The organism is Kangiella sp. (assembly GCF_048265365.1).
Classification (GTDB): domain Bacteria; phylum Pseudomonadota; class Gammaproteobacteria; order Enterobacterales; family Kangiellaceae; genus Kangiella.
The window spans coordinates 1-20,184 of sequence record NZ_JBLXBT010000009.1 but is presented as its reverse complement, the minus strand read 5'-3'; the positions used below and the strand labels follow the sequence as shown (position 1 = coordinate 20,184).

At 45.6% G+C, this 20,184-nt stretch carries 20 protein-coding genes and 2 pseudogenes; 9 read left to right on the top strand and 13 right to left on the bottom strand.

All coding sequences use genetic code 11. The features are described from left to right. Positions 1 to 241, top strand: a 241-nt coding sequence (locus ACN0VI_RS14530; RefSeq protein ID WP_417447293.1) for an MAPEG family protein, incomplete at its 5' end; no start/stop codon positions are given. Between the two features lies 1 nt (position 242). Here the strand turns inward: ACN0VI_RS14530 and ACN0VI_RS14525 are convergent. Beyond that, the gene (locus tag ACN0VI_RS14525) at positions 243 to 854 is read right to left on the bottom strand and encodes an FAD-dependent monooxygenase (protein WP_417447292.1); all 612 of its coding nucleotides are present in this window, start codon (positions 852 to 854) and stop codon (positions 243 to 245) included. 56 nt (positions 855 to 910) lie between these two features. Here ACN0VI_RS14525 and ACN0VI_RS14520 point away from each other — a divergent pair, with 56 nt between their 5' ends. Further along, entirely contained in the window at positions 911 to 1,498 is a 588-nt protein-coding gene (locus tag ACN0VI_RS14520; RefSeq protein WP_417447291.1) for a hypothetical protein, read from the top strand. Positions 1,499 to 1,554: 56 nt separating this feature from the next. On the opposite strand, the gene ACN0VI_RS14515 is transcribed toward ACN0VI_RS14520, so the two are convergent. The 5 genes from ACN0VI_RS14515 to ACN0VI_RS14495 are packed head-to-tail and all read right to left on the bottom strand — an operon-like array spanning position 1,555 to position 5,808. Then, entirely contained in the window at positions 1,555 to 3,129 is a 1,575-nt protein-coding gene (locus ACN0VI_RS14515; RefSeq protein ID WP_417447290.1) for an aldehyde dehydrogenase (NADP(+)), read from the bottom strand. 33 nt (positions 3,130 to 3,162) lie between these two features. After that, a complete protein-coding gene (locus ACN0VI_RS14510; protein WP_417447289.1) occupies positions 3,163 to 3,762 on the bottom strand; it encodes a glutathione S-transferase family protein in 600 nt (199 codons plus the stop codon). Between the two features lie 2 nt (positions 3,763 to 3,764). Next, positions 3,765 to 4,613, bottom strand: coding sequence for a fumarylacetoacetate hydrolase family protein (locus ACN0VI_RS14505; RefSeq protein WP_417447288.1), 849 nt, complete (start codon positions 4,611 to 4,613; stop codon positions 3,765 to 3,767). A gap of 8 nt (positions 4,614 to 4,621) precedes the next feature. After that, positions 4,622 to 5,071, bottom strand: a complete 450-nt coding sequence (locus ACN0VI_RS14500; RefSeq protein WP_417447287.1) for a nuclear transport factor 2 family protein — start codon at positions 5,069 to 5,071, stop codon at positions 4,622 to 4,624. 2 nt (positions 5,072 to 5,073) lie between these two features. Then, complete coding sequence (locus ACN0VI_RS14495) at positions 5,074 to 5,808, bottom strand: ribonuclease activity regulator RraA (RefSeq protein WP_417447286.1); 735 nt, start codon at positions 5,806 to 5,808, stop codon at positions 5,074 to 5,076. Positions 5,809 to 6,001: 193 nt separating this feature from the next. Between ACN0VI_RS14495 and ACN0VI_RS14490 the strand changes: the two genes are divergently transcribed. Further along, on the top strand, positions 6,002 to 7,585 hold the full coding sequence (locus ACN0VI_RS14490) for an IclR family transcriptional regulator domain-containing protein (protein WP_417447285.1): 1,584 nt from the start codon (positions 6,002 to 6,004) through the stop codon (positions 7,583 to 7,585). Positions 7,586 to 7,638: 53 nt separating this feature from the next. Here the strand turns inward: ACN0VI_RS14490 and ACN0VI_RS14485 are convergent, their stop codons facing one another. Continuing rightward, entirely contained in the window at positions 7,639 to 8,727 is a 1,089-nt protein-coding gene (locus ACN0VI_RS14485; protein WP_417447284.1) for a mandelate racemase/muconate lactonizing enzyme family protein, read from the bottom strand. Beyond that, positions 8,717 to 9,316: pseudogene (locus ACN0VI_RS14480) on the bottom strand (NAD-dependent epimerase/dehydratase family protein); the annotation flags it as partial. The gene ACN0VI_RS14485 and the pseudogene ACN0VI_RS14480, both read right to left, overlap by 11 nt. 21 nt (positions 9,317 to 9,337) lie before the next feature. Here ACN0VI_RS14480 and ACN0VI_RS14475 point away from each other — a divergent pair. From ACN0VI_RS14475 to ACN0VI_RS14455, 5 genes and pseudogenes are all read left to right on the top strand, one after another. Next, entirely contained in the window at positions 9,338 to 10,315 is a 978-nt protein-coding gene (locus ACN0VI_RS14475; protein ID WP_417447283.1) for a C4-dicarboxylate TRAP transporter substrate-binding protein, read from the top strand. A gap of 68 nt (positions 10,316 to 10,383) precedes the next feature. Then, a pseudogene (locus ACN0VI_RS14470) lies at positions 10,384 to 11,229 on the top strand (C4-dicarboxylate TRAP transporter substrate-binding protein). A 76-nt stretch (positions 11,230 to 11,305) separates the two neighbouring features. Beyond that, complete coding sequence (locus ACN0VI_RS14465; protein ID WP_417447282.1) at positions 11,306 to 11,806, top strand: TRAP transporter small permease; 501 nt, start codon at positions 11,306 to 11,308, stop codon at positions 11,804 to 11,806. Further along, positions 11,799 to 13,082, top strand: coding sequence for a TRAP transporter large permease (locus ACN0VI_RS14460; protein WP_417447281.1), 1,284 nt, complete (start codon positions 11,799 to 11,801; stop codon positions 13,080 to 13,082). The genes ACN0VI_RS14465 and ACN0VI_RS14460 overlap by 8 nt, the downstream gene beginning before the upstream one ends. An 18-nt stretch (positions 13,083 to 13,100) precedes the next feature. Next, positions 13,101 to 13,964, top strand: a complete 864-nt coding sequence (locus tag ACN0VI_RS14455) for a hypothetical protein (protein ID WP_417447280.1) — start codon at positions 13,101 to 13,103, stop codon at positions 13,962 to 13,964. Positions 13,965 to 14,043: 79 nt separating this feature from the next. Here ACN0VI_RS14455 and ACN0VI_RS14450 read toward each other — a convergent pair whose 3' ends face one another. The 4 genes from ACN0VI_RS14450 to ACN0VI_RS14435 form a co-directional block, all read right to left on the bottom strand. Continuing rightward, positions 14,044 to 15,549 carry a tripartite tricarboxylate transporter permease gene (locus ACN0VI_RS14450; protein ID WP_417447279.1) on the bottom strand — a complete coding sequence of 502 codons (1,506 nt, stop codon included), beginning with the start codon at positions 15,547 to 15,549 and terminating at the stop codon, positions 14,044 to 14,046. A gap of 10 nt (positions 15,550 to 15,559) precedes the next feature. Next, positions 15,560 to 16,078, bottom strand: coding sequence for a tripartite tricarboxylate transporter TctB family protein (locus ACN0VI_RS14445; protein ID WP_417447278.1), 519 nt, complete (start codon positions 16,076 to 16,078; stop codon positions 15,560 to 15,562). A gap of 91 nt (positions 16,079 to 16,169) precedes the next feature. Continuing rightward, complete coding sequence (locus ACN0VI_RS14440) at positions 16,170 to 17,369, bottom strand: L-talarate/galactarate dehydratase (RefSeq protein WP_417447277.1); 1,200 nt, start codon at positions 17,367 to 17,369, stop codon at positions 16,170 to 16,172. Between the two features lie 103 nt (positions 17,370 to 17,472). Beyond that, entirely contained in the window at positions 17,473 to 18,444 is a 972-nt protein-coding gene (locus ACN0VI_RS14435) for a tripartite tricarboxylate transporter substrate binding protein (RefSeq protein WP_417447276.1), read from the bottom strand. 139 nt (positions 18,445 to 18,583) lie between these two features. On the opposite strand from ACN0VI_RS14435, the gene ACN0VI_RS14430 reads away from it, so the two are divergent. After that, entirely contained in the window at positions 18,584 to 19,477 is an 894-nt protein-coding gene (locus ACN0VI_RS14430) for a LysR family transcriptional regulator (RefSeq protein WP_417447275.1), read from the top strand. A gap of 345 nt (positions 19,478 to 19,822) precedes the next feature. Here ACN0VI_RS14430 and ACN0VI_RS14425 read toward each other — a convergent pair. Next, positions 19,823 to 20,184, bottom strand: a 362-nt coding sequence (locus ACN0VI_RS14425) for an NAD(P)(+) transhydrogenase (Re/Si-specific) subunit beta (RefSeq protein ID WP_417447274.1), incomplete at its 5' end; no start/stop codon positions are given.

Sequence of the window (20,184 nt, the reverse complement as noted above, 5' to 3'; positions counted from 1 at the left end):
TGAAAATGTGCCCTTTGCCCTGCTGTTACTATGGATGTACGAAAGTCTGTCTGGTGCGCCGATTTTGGTTCATCTTATGGGCGTATTGTTGTGCATTGGACGCTTGATTCACGCTTATGGCGTCAGCCAAGAAAAAGAACCGCTAATCTATCGCCAAGGCGGGATGATGATGACTTTCTTAGTAATGTTAATCGCCGCCTTGTTGATCCTGACCAATCTTGCCCTTGGTTACCGGTTCTAAATTAAACCAAGCCTGACATCCAGAATGCCGCCATCGCATCTAGCGACACCTCTGTTAAGCCTGTTTGAACAGGCCGTTGACTGGCGGGTGTATGAAAAATAGCTTGGGCAATATGTCTTCCTGTCATTTGAATGGCCGCTGTTTTTTCCAAACGCTGCTGTTGAAAGCATGCAAACAAATCGTCTGTGGTGGCTTCCTCTTGCATAAGTTTGGCTAGCCACCAAGCATCTTCTAAAGCTTGGCAGGCACCTTGCCCAGATGTAGGCAATGCCGCATGAGCCGCATCGCCGATCACCATGCATTTACCTCGATACCACGATGTCATTGGATCAAGGTCATGAACATAAACGGTATGCAAGCTGCTTTGCTCTGCCTGCTGTAACACAGTGAGCACCTCGCTTGGCCATTCTCTGAAACGCTCGCCTAGCTCTGAAAGTGTGAACATCCTATTTGGCTGTTTCTCAACTTCCGCCCAACCTGCTGCCCAAAAGCATGTCGATGCATCAATCGGCACTATGCCAAAACGTTCCCCATCCCCCAAATAATCTTGAATTGACTGGTTATTAAATGGTCTTGTCGGGCTTGAATGCGATATACCAGAGCCCCAATACATTAGACAAGCTCACACAGTTATCCAATAGTACAGGGGTAGCTGAGTCCGAAATTAAGATGTGGCAGAACAACCTATTTTCTCTTTTAGGTGCTGATCTACATAATTTCGGTATGTCGGGTGCGAAGAAGATCAATTTGGAAAGCTACAACGGAGAAACGCTCCCCCTTCCAGCACAACCCAGAAAAATAATTCAAGATCGCTCAGCATACCTTAGCCTACTTACATCGCTTGATGAGATGAGTAAACATCAGCCAGAGCAGTTACAGGTACTTCTAAGAGGTTTCAAGTTACATACTCAAAAACGTAATCACTTAATGAGATTCACAAGTGTTGAGGCTGCGAAACCTATTATCGAAGCATTGTCCTTACTTAAAACTGATGATGTGGCCATAACTTTCACCCTGCTGCATGGCAAAGGCCAGAGTCATAGCAACATCATGAGAAAATGCATTCCGCATTGGAGAATGGGGTTAGGTATATCAAAAAAGGAGTCATTTGAGACTACCATAGCAAGCAATGATACTAAGGCCGGTGGGCATGGATGGTTGGGCGTGAACTTAATTAACCAGCAGACAGGTAAAGCTATTGAAGGAGGTATGCTTTGGCTATGGGCTACATACTTTTTTATAGACAATGAAGAATAAAAAAGGGGCACCTCTAGGTGCCCCAATAGCGAGGTTTGGAGTCAAGCCAATCAGGCTTACTTCAGTTTGCCGTCTAGTAACTGAGGCACATTCAAAGGGTTGGCATCTTGAATCGCCGCAGGTTGCAACGCCACAGGAAGGTCTTGGTAACACACAGGGCGTACGAAGCGATCAATCGCTGCACTGCCCACCGATGTGGTACGCGAATCAGACGTTGCTGGGAATGGGCCACCATGAACCATGGCATGGCACACTTCCACACCCGTTGGGAAGGCATTACACAGGATACGACCTGCTTTGCGCTCAAGGGTGGGTAACAGCGCACGTACCGCTTCCACATCGTCGTCGGTCATTTGAATGGTTGCTGTAAGCTGACCTTCCAAGTGTTCTGCCACCGCTTTGTATTCATCTAGGTTGGCACACTGGATCACCAATGACGTCGAACCGAAGACTTCGTCTTCCATGGATGGATCCGCTAGGAAGGCTTGTGCTGAGGTTTTGAAGACATGCGGTTGACACTGGTTTGGTGCATCGCTTTCATGGCCTTTGCCGACGAGCTCAACGCTGGCGTTGTCCGCAAGCTTCGCTACGCCTTCGCAATAGGCTTGGTAGATGCCCGGCGTCAGCATGGTTTGCGTACCTTGGTTTTGGATTTCCGACATCACGGTATTCACAAAGGTATCGCTACCCGCACCGTTTAATGTCACCACAAGACCTGGGTTGGTACAGAACTGACCGGCGCCCATCATCAATGAGCCCACAAAGCCTTTGGCAACCGCTTCCGCTTGTGTCTCAAGCTTATTAGGCATCAAGAATACTGGGTTGATCGAGCTCATTTCCGCATACACAGGGATCGGTTCTTTACGGGCTGCGGCGATGTTCATCAACGCCACCCCACCAGAACGAGACCCCGTGAAACCAACCGCTTTGATATGTGGGTGCTCAACCAAGGCAGAGCCCACTTCACGGCCAGAGCCATACATCAATGAGAATACGCCCGCTGGCATGCCGGTTTTCTGCGCCGCCGCCGTGATCGCACGGCCCACAAGTTCAGCTGTACCTGGGTGTGCTGAGTGCGCTTTAACAATCACTGGACAGCCCGCCGCTAGAGCAGAAGCCGTATCACCGCCCGCAACCGAGAACGCCAATGGGAAGTTAGAGGCACCAAATACCGCAACAGGGCCTAATGGAATGTACTGTAAACGCAGGTCGTTACGTGGCAGAGGCGTACGCTCTGGCATCGCCGGATCAATGCGCACGTCTAGGTATTTACCAGCACGTACTACGCCTGCGAATAAACGCAACTGGCCCATAGTACGGCCACGCTCACCTTCGATACGCGCTTGTGGTAGGCCAGACTCGGCCATCGCACGCTGTACTAAGGTATCGCCTAGGGCAAGGATTTCATCAGCAATGGTTTCTAGGAAAGTAGCGCGCGCTTCCGGTGTGGTAGCACGGTAAGTGTCGAACGCTTGCCAAGCAGCTTGAGCGGCTTGGTTAACTTGTTCTTTGGTACCGCCTAGGTAAGCCGGTTCCATGGTTTCATTGGTTGCAGGATTGATGGCATGGATAGGCTTTGACGAACCATCAACAAGCGCGCCTGCAATAATCATTTGACCTGATACGTTCATTATTCTTCCTAATCAATAAAGAGAGTCATCACATTAAAGTGGTGACTGATGAAAAGTAGGCCATGCCTCGTACACAGCAGACATACGCGCTAACGTACTAAAAGTGGGTAGCTGATCCTTAAAAACCGAGCAAGCAGATTGATACGCCACGAATATCGAAATATCGGAGAGATCCAATTGCTGTTCAGAAGCTTTCAGCAGCAACCGACTGTCCAGTGCTTCAAGTCCTTGCATCACTTGATTTTGGTAATGCTTGGCTACCGTTTCTGACACCAAAGCAGGCTCACGACGAGTTGTCTCATAGAAATAGGCGACACACTTTTCCATTACTCCTTTCGCTAATGCATTGTCATACATACAGCGTTGGCGCGCATTTAGGGCCTGTGGCAAAAGCGTGTGTTGCGGATTACGGCTAAGCAAATAATCGATGATGGCATCGCTGTCGATAAAAACTTCTTCAGCTACGCTTAAACAGGGCACCCGCCCTAACGGGTTGAGTAAGCGTATTGCTTCAATATCCTCTAAAGTACTTAGTGGTTTTTGCTCGTAAGCCACGCCCAAATGATTGAGAGTAATGGCAACTCTACGCGTAAACGGCGAGAAATTTCGACCATATAAAATCATGGTATCCATGCTTATGGTGTACCTCCCACTGCGATTTGAGATTGTGAGCCCAAGCCCTCAATCGAAGCACACACATGATCTCCAGCCTTTAAGAATTGCGGCGGTGTCAAACTGGCGCCAAAACCAGCTGGCGTACCAGTTGCCAACACGCTTCCCGCTGGCAGCCGATAAAACCGGCTGGCATAGGCCAGTAACTGAGCAATCGAGAACAACATATCTTGTGTCTTACCTTGCTGCTTGACTTGATCATTGACAGTCAAAGTCAACTGCAGCTGTGCGGGATCCGGTATCTCATCCTTCGTTACAAGATAGGGGCCTAGTGGTGCAAACCCTCGTTTACTCTTACCCTTGGACCATTGTGCTGCCGCACTCATCTGCCAATTTCGTTCAGACCAATCGTTCATTATGGTGTAACCAAATACAGCCGCTAACGACTGCTCCTCGGTCGCATCTTCAAGTTCATCACTCAGTACCACGGCGAGCTCCACTTCCCAGTCCAGTTGCAGGGTCTCTTGACTCACCTGAATCACATCACTCGCGCCCGCGATGGCTGCAGTAGACTTCAAAAACAAAACCGGCTCTTTAGGCGCCATTTGACCCATGGCATGGGCCGCATCTTTATAATTGAGTCCGGCACATAACAGCACGGGAACATGATTAATCGATGGCGCAAATGAATCGTAACGCTCTATCGCTGGCAACTGAGCAATGTCGGAGTCAACAAGGCTCAGCTGTTGCAGTTTACTCAGTGTTGAACTGTCAATGTCGGGAATCAATGATGCAAGACTATGCCAATGCCCCAATTCATCCATAATGGCTGGCACTACTTGGTCTGCTATTCTCAGTCTACTCAGCTTCATAGGAGGACCTACTTCGACTTTGGTTGCATATTGTAGCCACGGCCAACGTAGTCGAATTCCACCAGCTTATTAATCGGCTCGGCTTTATCCACAGGTGACGCGTAATAAGCTCGGATTTCAGTGATCAACCCTGTTTCCTCATCAAAGCAATACCATTCATCGCCACGAAGAGCTTCACCAATGCTGGTCTTCCAATGGGTCCATTCAATCACCGCTTGCTTACCGTCTTCCGATACCACCATGTTCTCGATGGTCCATTGTGAGCCAAGCGTCTCAACACACCAGATCCATTTCGTTGCAATGGTATCAGCACCGCGCCAAGGTACATCAGGTAACCCCGCTGGAAAGTAATGTACCGCGTCTGGTGTAAAACAAGACGTCATCTTGTCATGGTTCGCTTCGTTACAACCTTCAAAGTACTTTTCAATTATTGCTTTACGTTGCTCAGTCACAGTCATTATTATACTCCCATTTCCTTGCGGTACGCTTCGTATTCTTTCAGTGTCTCTTCATTCGGTGGGTAGGTTCCCCAAAGAGGTGCGCCAGCATCAATTTTGGTAAATAGAAACTGCTCTCTTAACTCTTGCTCGTAGCTGTCATTCGCCAGTTCTTCTGCAATATGACGAGGGATGACCACTACTCCATCTTGGTCGCCTGCAATAATGTCACCCGGATAAACCGCAACCTGTGCGCAAGCAATCGGCACCTGCATATCGATCGCACGATGGTAGGCAGGACGAGTTGAGGCTGTGGTTTCTTGGCAGTAGGCAGGGAATGGCATTTCTGCCAGCTCATAGCCGTCACGTAAAGCACCATCGGTAACAATCCCAGAGGCCCCTCGACGCATCAACCGCGTCACCAACATATTCCCAGCCGAGGCTGCGCGTGGGTCTTCACGGCTGTCAACGACAAGCACCTGACCTTCTGCGACTTGCTCAACCGCTTCCCACTGTAGGTTTTTCTCTCCGCGGGTTTTTAGGTCTCCCAAGTCATTGTCCATATCTTCTCGCGCGGGGATAAAACGCAACGTAAACGCTTCCCCAACAAATGTCTTGAACGACTTGCTCAGAGGCTTTAGGCCAACCAAAAATTGTTGTTTGTAACCACGTTTAAAAAGTTGAGTGGTCAAAGTGGCTGTACTCACTTTTTTTAGTTTTTCCAGTGTCTCTTCGCTTACTGCGATACTTTGTGTCATCGACGTCACCTCGAAATATGTAGTTATCTTTATTAAGACCACTACAAATTATCACATTGTGACTTTAATTCAAGGGAAAACTCAAAATAAATATCACATAATGATCATATTCACATTAAAAGACAGCTTGTAGCACGCTATTATCACGATGTGGTATATTGACGTTCCATCAATCAATGAACCAAAAGCCATTATGAGTGAGCAAAAAGGACGCGGGACGCAGTTACTGGATAAAGCGTTTAACATCATCGACATCATTGCCGAGTCCAGTTCTCGACCAAAAGTAAAAGACCTAGTGGAATTGACAGGCTACTCCAAACCAACCTTGTATCGAATCTTATCCATGTTGGTGCAAAGAGGCGTGCTACAAGTTGACGGACGAGATCAGGCTTATCAGATTGGCGGGATGTTTGGTGAACAAAAGCAGCCCATTCCTAAGCATCCGTTATTGATCGCGGCCAGCGACTTACACCTGCGCAACCTTGCTGATTCCACTTGTGAAACGGTCTCGCTTGCCGTCATGGAAAATGGTCAAGCTAGCATCATCATGCGTCACGGTCGTTTTTTAGGGGAGCAAAATGAAGCGGAGAAAAGCTTGGGGGTAAGACCTGCCTACTGCACCTCAATTGGCAAGTGTTTACTGGCTTTTGATACTCAAAACGATTCTTACAAACAGGCCTTGCAGCAACAAAGTTTCAAGCCTTTAACTGAGTCTACAATCACTGAAAAAACAGAGTTAGAGCGTCAATTAAAACAAATACTCATGCGAGGCTATGCCACGGAGTACAACGAAATTATTGATGGAGTTAGCTGTATTGCGGTGCCAATATTTGATCATGATAACCAGTTAGTTGCTGCTATCAGCGTTTCTACCCCTTCTTTTAGACTGAGCAAACAAAGAGAGCTTTATCTATTTGATATTCTCACCCTTACCGCTCGTAAAGTCGCTTCACTTATTTACAAACTGAGTGCCACCGACTGGACCCCTAACACCATCAACAATTTCCAGCACAGCTGGCCCACAAAAGTGTTTGACCCCACTCATATTGAAAAAGGCAGTGATGGCTTGCTGTTTGCAGACCGCTACGCCTCCACCGTTTTTAGCATTCAATCTAAGGGGAACCTACAACGTATATGGCAGGGCAAGGAACAACTCACTGGATGTGGCGAGCTCGCCGGTCATTTAATAATATCCACCGCAGACCGACTCTTTAACGCAGACTCAGATGAATTGTTATATCAATCTAATAACGGTCACATTCTCTGGTCAAAGCAATCAGATGATGGCCACGTATGGCTGCACACAGAGTACAACGGCCTGTTTAAGTTGATTTATCTTAACTTACAAAATAATAGAGAGTTTGAGATCAGCCTAACGGAGCGCATCATCGCCATTACCGATACGCCAGATAAGTCTGTTTACTGCCTTAATAACAGCAACCAAATCTATAAAATTGCAGATAAAGGTAATATTCTTGCCACACCGCAGCTTGCTCTGACTGTCTCTGAAAGAGAGTTTGGAGAAGCGGTATGCCTTACCGCTGACGCCAATAACCATTTATGGGTTGCTACTGAAAACAGTTGGGAGCTCGTACAGTTTGTACAAAAGGGGGAGCACTCCGTTACCAGAACCGTCCCCATTCCAGTTTGTACTGCGAGATCGGTTCTATTCGAGGGTAATGAGATTACCGTGATTGGGGGGCGTTACTTAGGACTAGATCGTAAGTTTGTAACAGCCAGCCAAGAGAGCGATGTGTTTCGTTTAAAATTGGATTGATTACGCTTAGAAAAGATAAAGGTTGTCCATTGTTAAATGGACAACCTTATTAATCAGTACTTACGATAGCGTTCAATTACATCCATGTCAGGGTCCATACCAAGTCCCAGGCCTTGAGGGACTGTTATAAGGCCATTTATAGGAAGAGGAATCGCTTCATATATGAAATCCTTTGGCTCAACGTACAAATATTCAAATACTCCTGGCTCACACAGGGTCGACATAATCTGCAATGTGGCAAGATAACCAGGTCCAAAATATGGCGAATGCGGCATCACACGGACCGGAGATTGAAATAGTTTTAAGGCCTTCAAAAACTCAGATATGCCACCCACTTTGGTCACACTTGGCTGAACGATATCTAAAGAGTTAGCGCCTAAAGCATGTTTAAATTGCTGGGCCGTACAAAAGTTTTCGCCCGCTGAAATACTAACACCCTGACCTCTAAGTTTGGCCATCTGCTCAAAGTCCTCAGGTGGAAACGTCGGTTCTTCCAACCAGGAAATACCGAGCGCCTTTATTTTATCAACCATTATCTGACTTTGTTCAAAAGACCAGTTATTGTTGACGTCCACCATCAACTCAATCTCAGGCCCCACTCGTTGATAAACCGTTTCAATTTCTGGGTATTCAATTTCATGCAATTTAACGTGTTTAAAGCCACTAGCAACCGCCCTCTGGGCAATGTTGGCAGCTAACTCTGCATCACCATAACGCACTAAGCTGGCGTAAGCCGGAAGCTGGCGGTGTAATGGTTGGGCAATGCATTCAGCAAGTGACTTCTGTTGGCGCTTAGCGAATAGATCCCACACAGCAATATCAACCCCAGAAATGGCAAACATTGTAATACCATAACGACCAAACAAGCTCAGTTTCTTCTGTAGCCATTCATTTGTGGCAATTGGATCTTCCACCACCTGCTCTAGCAATAGTGGAACCACTAGATCATTAATGGCCGCTTCAACAGAGTTAGCACAAAAATAGCTGAAAGCCTCCCCCCAACCAATGTTCCCTAACTCATCTTCGATTCTGACCAAAACAAAGTCCAAAGAATCCCATTTGGTCGGCGTCATGCCCGTACCCAAACCAAAGTCTTCAAACGGAATATTAAGCTTAAAAGTGTCTATTTTCTTAATTTTCATCAGTTTTACCTAGAATCGCTTGAATGCTATTACTGAATTGATATGTGGCATATTGCCCTCCTACCACATAACTCGAAATACTTTGCGGGTCTTCAACCATTGCTGACACTTCAGCGGAAGCCAAGTTGTCTAGAGCTTTGTCTTTGGGCACATAGCCTAGTCTACGAGCATTAGCATTATTGAAATAACTGTTGGGACAATCAGATATGCCGTAAACGATTTCATGCCTGTAACCAGTATGCTCCAAACCAATCTGTACTAGCTGCATTATATCTCGTGCGCTGCTCCAAATTTGTAGTCGACGCGGATCGGCAACCTTAGGGTCTACATTGCCAATACGAATGATAAATGTTCTTAGCGCATCACGATCTGAGAATAACGCACATAACGACTCACCTGCGACCTTGCTAAAGCCATAGTAACTATCGGGGCGTGTCGGTGATAGATGATCTAAACGAGCCTCATGCTCACTAGGACGAGGAGTGAATCCCAGTGCATGATGGCTACTCGCAAAGACAAATGCCTTGATCCTATGCTTAACCGAAGCTGCCAGTAGACAATGTGTAGCATCAATATTAATTGACATACTTTTGTCAAACGGAGGCTATAAATGAAAAAGCTCAATAAGATCCTTGCTAGCGCAACCCTGCTAACAGCCACGTTACTAAGCAACGTTCATGCAGCAGAAACACTTCGAATCGGCAGTGTGCAAGCCGCTGATGACCCTATTGCAGAGGGCTTTTATAAATTCAAAGAAGGTGTTGAGGCGAGAACCAAAGGAGACGTAAAAGTCCAAGTATTCATGAACGGCCAAATTGGCAACACTCAGGATATGATGGATCAGGCGCTTGCAGGAGCCAATGTCGCGTCATTTACAGATGCTTCGCGATTAGCTGACTATGTCCCAGAGCTCGGCATCATTGGCGCACCCTATGTATTCTCATCCTATGAGGAAGCAGAAAACTTTGTCCTCTCAGACACATTCAACCAATGGGCAGATGAACTACAAAAGAAATCAGGTCTAGTCGTTCTTGCATTCAACTGGTATCAAGGGCCGCGCCACCTACTCACTAAAAAAATGATTGATAAGCCAGAAGATATTGAAGGCCTTCGTATCCGCAGCCCAGGCGCTCCTGCATGGATGGCAGGCATCAAATCTCTTGGCGGCATCCCGACTCCGATGGATTGGGCTGAGATTTACTCAGCTTTGCAGCTAGGTGCCATCGACGGTGCTGGCTCTACACCTGCAGGTATCTGGGGATCAAAACTTCACGAAGTGATTAATGACATTAGCTTAACCGCTCACATACAACTGATTACAGGCATTGTTGTGGGTGAGAAATTCTGGAATAAGCTATCAGCTGAAGAACATAAGATCGTTAAAGAAGAAGCGATTAAAGCTGGGCGCTACATGTCTGACCTTAATATTAAGAAAGGTGAAGAATATCTAGTTAAGATTGCTGAGACGGGAACTCGCATCCATGAAATCGACACCTCATCCTTCCAAACTAAAGCCCATAGTTTATACCCTGAGTTAGGCCTAGAAGATGCTTATAAGCAAGTAAAAGCAGAGCTGTCTAATATGTAATTGAAGTAGCAAAGCATCAACTGTGCTTTGACGAAATTCCGTACCACAAATATAAATAGAGATATGTCATGATAAAAATAAAGAGTGCTCTATTAGTTTTGATATCAACTTTATTTGTTAATACCTCTAATGCTACAGAAATACTTAGAATAGGCAGTATTCAGGCTGAAGATGATCCAATTGCCCAAGGTTTTTACAAATTTAAAGAGGGTGTTGAATCTAAAACTAATGGCGAGATTAAAGTTCAAGTGTTTATGAATGGCCAAATTGGTAATGTCCAAGACATGATGGATCAAGCCTTAGCTGGTGCCAATGTTGCCTCATTTACGGATGCCTCCAGATTGGCTGATTATGTCCCTGAAATTGGCATTGTAGGTGCTCCATTCGTGTTTTCATCTTACGAACAAGCCAACCACTTTGTGTCCACCAATACATTTAAAAAATAGTCAGATAACTTATATGAACAGTCAGGGCTTACTATCTTGGCCTTTAACTGGTATCTGGGGCCTAGATATTTAGTCACGAAAAAGATGATTGATTCCACTAGCGATATTGAAGGGCTTAGGATTCGTAGCCCAAGCTCTCCTACTTGGATGGCTGGTGTTAAAGCATTGGGAGCAGTACCTACCCCCATGGACTGGTCTGAAGTTTATCCTGGTATGCAGCTTGGTGCAATTGACGGTGCAGGAGCAACCCCATCAAGTATTTGGGGAGGAAAACTTTATGAAGTTGCGAACGACATTACAACAACTTCTCACATTCAGTTAATTACGGGGATTGTTGTTGGTAAAAAGTTCTGGGGGAAACTCACGCCTGAGCAAAAAGAAATTCTTAAGGAAGAGGCGGTTGAAGCAGGAAACTACATGTCTTCGATCAACATAAAGAAAGGGAATGAGTTTAGAAAATGCTTATAACCAAGTTATAAGCGAACTTAATAATATGTAACTTAAGTGCGAGCCTTTTAGGCTCGCCATTCCTGCGATGTTTATTATGAATACTTTCAGAAAACTAGAACTGTATTTCGCAATTACATTATTGCTTGTACTGGTTGCGCTTGTCATGCATATGACCGTGATGCGATACATTGGCCGACCACCCATCTGGTCATTAGAGATCATTCAAGGGCTGTTTGCTTGGACTTGCTTTGTGGCTGCGGATGTCGCTTTCCATAACAGCTCCCACTTTGGCATTGATGCTTTTCATAACATCATTCCTAAGACGCTAGCCAAGTATGTGAAGTTGATACAAACCCTACTGATCTTTGCTCTGCTGTCATGCTTACTTGTATACAGCTATCAATACCTGATGCAAACCAAAATGCGTACGCTTCCTGCGACGGGTATCTCTTTTGCTTGGGTAGCTGCTGGCGCCAGTACTGGGATTGCCTTGATGCTTATCACCACGGTAGAGAACATCAAAAATATTCTTTTCTCAAAAGAAGACTCTGTATCAGACACTGAAATAACCCACGAGGCGAGCCAAGATGCTTAGTATTGTCGCACTCCTTTTCGTATTCTTTTTACTAACCGGTGTCCCTGTTGCCTTTTCAATTGGCTTAGCTAGCATCCCCATTTTTATTTTCACTGATTACATGCCACCAAGTATCGTGGTGCAGAAAATGGTTGGGATTACTCAGTCTTATCCACTGATGGCTCTGCCTTTCTTCGTTATCGCCGGCAACATTATGACATCGGCTGGCATTGCAACGCGACTGGTTAACTTTTCTCAGGTTTTAACTGGATGGATGATTGGTGGCTTAGCACAGATTAGTATTGTTCTAAGTTTGCTGATGGGAGGTATTTCAGGCTCCTCAGTTGCCGATGCATCGATGCAGTCTCGACTTTTGGGCATGCCGATGATTAAAAAGGGCTACTCAAAAGGCTTCACAGGTGCAGTGATTGCTTATAGTTCTATCATTACAGCGACTATACCTCCTAGCATAGGGCTTATCGTTTTTGGTTTCATTGGTAACGTCTCGATAGGTAAGCTACTGATTGCCGGTATTGTTCCAGGGATCCTGTTAACGATTGCATTAATGATCTGCACCCACTTTTTAGCAAAACGAAAAGGGTTTGAATTAGAGAAAAAGCCACTGCCTAAGCTTAAGGATGTTGCCAAGAGTTTTATTGAAAGTTTTTGGGCACTGATCTTCCCTGTCATTTTGGTCGTAGGCTTCCGATTTGGCTTTTTCACGGCGACAGAAGCGGGGGCTTTTGTCATCTTCTATGCACTAGTCATCGGAGCGTTTGTTTATAAGGAATTAACCGTTAAGAAACTAAAAGACTGCCTTACATCATCCTTAAAAGATATTGGGATGATCATGTTAATCATCATCATGGCAACCGTATTGGGCTATGTTATCTCTCTAGAGCAAGCCCCAAATGCTATCGCCTTGGCATTAACTAGGATTACCGACAATCCTACGGCTACATTCTTGTTGATCTTGGGATTCTTAGTCATCGCCGGTATGGTCATGGAAGCAACCGTCAACGTACTACTCCTAACACCACTGTTCTTGCCAATTCTAACGAGCCTTGGTTTCGACCCGATTCACTTCGGTGTCATCATGATTACGATCATTACACTTGGCGGGAGCACACCACCCGTTGGCGTAACTATGTATGCAGTTTGTGGCTTACTAAACTGCTCACCCAAAGAGTACATTAAAGAGTCGGTTCCATTCCTAGCGGTCATCTTGGGCGTGTTCTTAATATTGGCTCTGTTCCCAAGCATTACCCTATTCCTACCAAACCTATTAATGAAATAACCAGGATAGCTAGAGGCGATGTCGCCTCTAGCTAAATTCACCATGATCTTGAATAAACACCACTTCTACATAGAAGCTGCTCCAGAACTGGGCGGCCGACTTTGTTGCCTAAAGTTTCAGGACAAAGATCTTATCGTTCCGCTAACAGAGCGCCCCTTTCAACCGACTCAATGGCCTAAACAAGGGGCTTATCCACTCTTTCCATATCATAATCGCATTGAGAATGCACAGTTTGGGTGGCAGCAGAAAATCATCACCTTGGCCACCTTTCCTGAGTCTGAACATACCTTGCACGGTACAGCCCACCAAAAAGTATGGCACGGTAACATCAGTGCAGACACGCTAACCATGATTCTAAACTCAGAACCAGATATAGACTGGCCATGGGCATATCAAGCAACTCAATCATTTCGAATCATTGAAAATACGCTTCATATTGAGCTCATATTAAAGAACCTATCCAATACTCCAATGCCTGCCGGAATGGGGTGGCACCCTTATTTTTGCCACTTGAAGAATATTACTTGCCGACCAGAAACTCACTGGCCTCTGAATCAGGAACTGCTACCAATCCCAACACCTGAAGTGTTTTCTGAGACGTTAACTCTCGCCGCTGGAGAGACTTATTATCTCTCTGGTTGCCAAGAGATTACGTTTGAGTTCCACGGCAAGTCAGGCAGGCTAACGACAGATAAAACCTTAAATCATCCGGTTCTACACGCTTCACCGGATGGTAGCTATACCTGCATTGAGCCGACCACACATATCCCTAACGCGCTGAACCTTGTTCATTCAGAAGCCGCATTAAAACATTCACTAGGAACACTCTCACTTTCCCCTGGTAGCAAGTTAGTTTCTTCGATCAAACTCACAATCGACTAAATCATCACTTCTATTTTTGGCATTAACAGACCTGCGCATCAGTACAGGTCTGTTAAAATTTACCCGAATTACCTGCTTGCTAAGCCAGTGCTTCCGCTCTCTTCAAGGAACGCTTACCAATAGCTTTGCGAACTCCCGTAATAAGCAAAATAACAGCCAGTAAAACAAATACAGCAGAAATAGGTCTGGTCACAAACTCAGACCAATCACCTTGAGAGTAACTCAGAGCACGTCGAAAATTCGTTTCAAGTATCGGCGATAGTACAAAGCCTAGTACCATAGGTCCCAACGGATAACCTCCTCGCTCAAGAAAGTAACCTAAGACCCCAAAAGCAAGCATTACCCAGACATCAAACACTCGATTGTCAGAGACAAAAGTACCAGTCACCATTAAAACGACGAGCAAAGGCATTAAGATTTCTCGTGGAACGCCTAATACCCTCGGAAAAATCCTGATCGTAAACATCTGAATCATCAGAAGCAGAATCGTAGCAATAAGAAACGCAGCATATATCATCGATACTAAACTAGGCTCCTTTGTGAGCAACATTGGACCTGGCTGCAATCCATGGATCGTAAAGCCCCCAATTAGAATAGCTGTTACACCGTCGCCCGGTATACCAAGGGTTAACAACGGGAGTAAAGCACCGCCTACCGAAGCATTATTTGCTGTTTCGGAGGCATAGATGCCCTCAAGTGAGCCTTTTCCAAATTTTTCAGGTGTTTTTGACTGCTGTCTAGCTGTGGCATAGGAAATAAGATTAGACGCAGTGCCTCCTATCCCCGGCAATACCCCAATCCCCACACCAATCGCTCCAGATCTAAGGATATTCCACCTATTTGAAATAAATTCAGACATCGAGATGCCAAAGCCTTTCCCACCCAATTTCATATCAGACGGAAGCTTTAGCGAAGGCTCCATGATTGTTTTGATCACAGTCGACACTGCAAATAAACCAACCATAAATGGAATAATTGAGATGCCCGCCATCAGGTCAACCTGACCAAATGCAAAACGAGGTGTTGCCCCGATTGGTGCAAAACCAATCATGGCGAGAGCAATACCAAATGCTGTTGCCATTAAACCTTTTGCAAGATTGGACTCGGATAAAATCACCACCAACATTAGCGCTGCCAATGTCAACGCGGCATACTCATGAGCACCTATCTTAATAGCGAACTTAGCGATGATTGGAGCACACAACACCAATACAACCAATGACAAGATTGCGCCTGCCGCTGAAGCCACAATACCTGTTGCCAGTGCTTTAACAGGTTGTCCGGATCTTGCCAGTGGATAAGCATCAAAGGTTGTTGCTATCGAGGAAGGTGTCCCTGGAATTCTCAATAAGGTAGCAGACACAAGTCCACCTGATATACCACCTAAATAAGCTGCGACTAACATAGCCATCCCCACATTAGGGTCAAGTGAGAAAGTCAAGGGCAGCAGAATAGCTACCGCCATAGCCGCTGATAAACCTGGTAAAGCCCCAAAAAAGAGTCCAAACAGCAAGCCTGCAAACATAAATGCAAGCGTTGTAGGATGAGCAAGCGCCCAAACGTTTTCAAAGAACATTGAGATCATTATTCACTCCTCAAATTACAATCCAGACACCGGGAAGTGGGACACCTACTACACCAGCCAGTAGCCAACCTACGAAGAGTGTCGTAATCAGTGCAGTTAAAATTGCAACGAGAATACTTTTGGGACTCAGATTAGATAGGCTCAGTATCGCAATTGAAACAAATAGAAAAGTACTTACTGAGAACCCCCAGTACGTATACACGGCGACATAAGCTATTACGGACAATGCAAAAACTATCCTTGAACGCCAGTTTGGCGCGGGGATAGTTTCAACACCGCTTTCAACCAAGCCCTCATCAAATACTTCTTTTGATTGGCTAGAACCGCTGTCAGGCAGTTGTTTTGATTTTCTAAATGTACGAATAAATTCAACGCCCCCCAGAAAAATTAGTAGCGAAGCAAGAACTGTCGGCAAAAACCAAGGCCCCGGATCCCCAATTTGAAGTGATCGTCCCAACGGAGCACTTAAAATCTGCCAGATCATCAAACAGCCGATAACAATAAACAGAACATTAGGCACGTATTTCATTTCGGTCCTCACAATATTATTTTTATAATTTAATGCCCCAAATACTCAGGTCATACTTACCTGAGTATTTGGGTGGTCTAACTGTGGGAGATTAGAACTTTCCGAAGACCTTGGTTTCTGTTGTCCAAGCTCGCATTTGCTCTGATAGGGTAATACCAAGCCCAGGGCGATTTGGAACGATCATCCGACCATCTTTTACTTCCAACTTTTCTTCAAACATGGCTTCAGACCACTCGAAGTGCTCCACCCAAGGCTCACTTCCATATGCAGCCGTCAGATGCAGGTGTATTTCCATGCAATAATGCGGAGCAAGCTTTAGCTTTTTATGTTCTGCTAGCGAACAAATCTTCAGGAACGGAGTAATACCGCCAACCCTAGGTGCGTCTGGCTGAATGAAATCGACAGAATCATGGCGAATTAACTCATAGTGCTCGGCAACAGATGTCAGCATCTCCCCTGTCGCTATCGGTGTCGCCAGTTCACGGGCCAAGGCTGCATGACCTTCATAATCGTATGCATCGAGTGGCTCTTCAATCCAAGTCAAATTATATTGCTCAGCAATACGACCGAAACGAAGTGCCGTAGTCCGATCCCATTGCTGGTTTGCATCAATTGCTAAAGGGACATTTCCACCAACATGGGCTCGTACCGCTTCTATCCGCGCAAGGTCAATCATCGGGTCAGGTTGACCGACTTTTAGTTTAATTGCACCGATTCCCGAATCGAGAGCCATGGTCACACGATCTTTCACCTCATCAATAGACATGGATAAGTAACCGCCAGAAGTGTTGTAACAACGAACAGAATCTCGATGAGCTCCAAGCAGCTTCGCTAGCGGTAAGTTCGCGCGTCGCGCCTTTAAATCCCACAGTGCCACATCAAATGCTGCAATCGCCTGAGTAGAAAGTCCTGAGCGACCTACCGATGCGCCAGCCCATACTAACTTATCCCATAAACGAGCAATATCATTCGGATCTTCGCCAAGAATGGCTTCTGCTATCTCACAAGCATGACGATATTGTCCAGGACCACCTGCTCGTTTTGAGTAGGAATAACCTACCCCTTCAAAGCCTTGTTCTGTCTTAATTTCGCAGAATAGAAAAGCTATCTCTGTCAAAGGCTTTTGACGTCCAGCCAACACCTTTGCATCAGAAATAGGCGAGTGCAGCGGTAGATATACCAAAGAAAGTTTCACACCAGAGACCCTGTCAGTCGTCGCCTCACCTGGTGGATGCCCTGCGTTCAATGGGTTAATCGGTAATAAGCGTTTTGTAGAAGAATTTTCGTTCATATATATATCCAAAGCACAATGTTTACTGGTTTTATCAAACCAAATTTTTATGAGGTAATACTCGACAATCACAATCGATCGAGACTGCCGAGCTGCGGGAGAACTAATTAGTCAAAGAAGAGACGAAGAACGAAGCAACGAAGTCATGTTCTTTCTCAATGAAATCACTTGCTTCCGAGCTATTGCGTAGGCTGAGAACCTGCTTGGCTTTTTTAAAGGATTGAGCAACCTCATCGGACTGCTTCATCCGAGCGATTACTGCATCAATAGCCTCGACGGCTTTTGGCGAAATTCCTTTAGGGCCATAGACTTGGAAAACTAAAGGAAAAGAAAGGTCAATTCCCTGTGAACTCGTAGTTGGCCAATCTGGAGCGAATGGGCTGGGGGTTTCATTAAGTAACGCCAAAACCTTTAGCTTGCCAGACTCAACATATTGTTGTGCGTTATTAACGCCCATGGGGATAGCATCGACTTGTCCACCCAGCAAAGCGGTTATTCGATCAGATTCGGAACCAGCATCAACAACACGCAAACTATTGTCCGATGCAGCTGCAATCGCCTTGCCCTTTATTTCTGTAGTGCCTCCTAACTGAGAACCAAAGGTGACCTTGGATGGATGAGACTTTGCAAAATCAATGAACTCAACCAAAGTGTTATAAGGTGCATCAGCACGAGCTACGACAACATCATCAAATTGGGCAATGGTCGCCAATGGGGTGAAGTCATTGTGCCCAAATGGCCATGTGCTAGTTAGCTTCGCCACATGGATCGAAGTATGGTACAACAACAATTCGCTTCCATCTTTTTCACCTGTCACAACAGTTTGCGCAGCAACCACACCGCCACCTGCAAACTGGTTTACTACAGCGACATTCGCGCCAGTGTAATCACTAAGGTATTCAGCAAATAAGCGAGCGTCCGTGTCTGTTCCACCACCTGGGTTAGCTGGAACAATCAGTCGGATACTATCCACTGGATAACTAATCTCTTGCGCGGTAGAGATACTGGAGCCAACTAACAGTCCAATAGCTAAACCAACAGAACGACATAAAGGGAATTGCAAAGGTTTTATCATTATTAGTCTCCTTTGTTGTGACGCATTCAATGAATGCGATAAACCGCCTCTAGCAATGGCGGAGCAACATCAGACTAGACATTCGCTTAATTTAATACCAATATTGTTTACGCATATCAGCGATTCAAGGTTTGAATTAATGTTGGATTTAAAACAAGTAAGATCATTTGTAGCCCTCGCAGCAGAACTGCATTTTGGCAGAGCCGCGCAGCGGCTTAATATGACCCAGCCTCCTCTGAGTAGACAGATTCGATTACTTGAAGAACAACTTGGAGCTCCATTGTTTGAAAGAACAAGTCACTCAGTCGCCCTTACTCTCGCTGGAAGTAAGTTCTTACCTGAGGCCCAGTCACTTCTTCAAAAGGCCGAAGAAATTGAAGAATTTCTTAAGATTCCATCTGACACGCCAGAGGGAACGGTTCGTCTCGCGTTCTACGGTGCCGCGTCATTTAGACTACTTCCTAAGTTCATGACAGAAATCAATAAGAAGTACCCTAAAATTCAACTGAAACTTAGGGAATTGAATGCCATACAACAAATTCAAGCTTTTACATTTGGGGAGCTTGATTTAGGGATCGCACGCCCAACGGTATTAGCTCATGGACTCACGACAGATATCGCTTTTCGCGAAAGATTGGTTGCGGCCATTCCAGAAAATCACCCGCTAGCCTCTAAACAAGTGATCTTACCTGAAGACTTAAATAATCAGTCCTTCATAGCCTATGGACCGGAAGCCCCATACCTCCATTCATTATTGCAATCGCTATTTGCTCAGCACGGTATCACACCAAGAGTCACTCAGTATTTAAGTCATGCTGATGCAGTACTATCTTTGGTTGGGGTGGGGCTAGGTATTGCTATTGTGTCGGAGCATGCAAAATATGCGGCAAGGGAGAATATTGTCTTTCGGCCGCTAACGGACTTTGTAATATCCGAAGCGATTACACATGTAATATCACGCGACGATAATAAAAAATCTGTCGTAAAAACAGTATCCAACTTCCTAATGGAGATTGGGCAAACACTCGATTAGATTAATGGAACATGCGGTTAAGTCGGCAACATGAGACAATCTTACCGACTGAAATTAACCGTGACTCCTAGCCACCATGAACCAGCTCTCCTTCGCAGATACCGAGTTTACCAGCAAACGTAGTAAAACCCGCAAAGAGCTTTTTCTTGGTCGATGAATGCGCTACCCCTATGGCAGCAGCTTGAAGCTCAAATTGGACTACTCTACTCAAAAGCTGACAAAAAAGTTAAGTCAAAGAAACTGGTGGTCCGTGCAGGTATGGATCTACATGAGACAAGTCCGCGTAATATGAGAACGGCATTCATATTTTAGCCAAGGCGGGACCCGCCTTGGCTAAAATAAGGGTTAGGCTGACAGGTGTTTCAATAAGCTATCCACCGTCTGTTTCGCATCGCCGAACAACATACGCGTGTTGTCTTTGAAGAACAGTGGGTTTTCGACGCCTGCGTAACCGCGGCTCATACCACGTTTAAGTACGATCGTATGTTTGCCTTTCCAGGGTTCCAGGACAGGCATACCAGCGATGGGGCTGTCTTCTACTTCGTTCGCCGCAGGGTTAACGATGTCGTTGGCACCGATCACCACCGATACGTCTACTTTAGGGAAATCTTCATTGATTTCGTCCATTTCGTAAACGATGTCATAGGGCACTTTCGCTTCTGCGAGCAATACGTTCATGTGACCCGGCATACGACCCGCTACAGGGT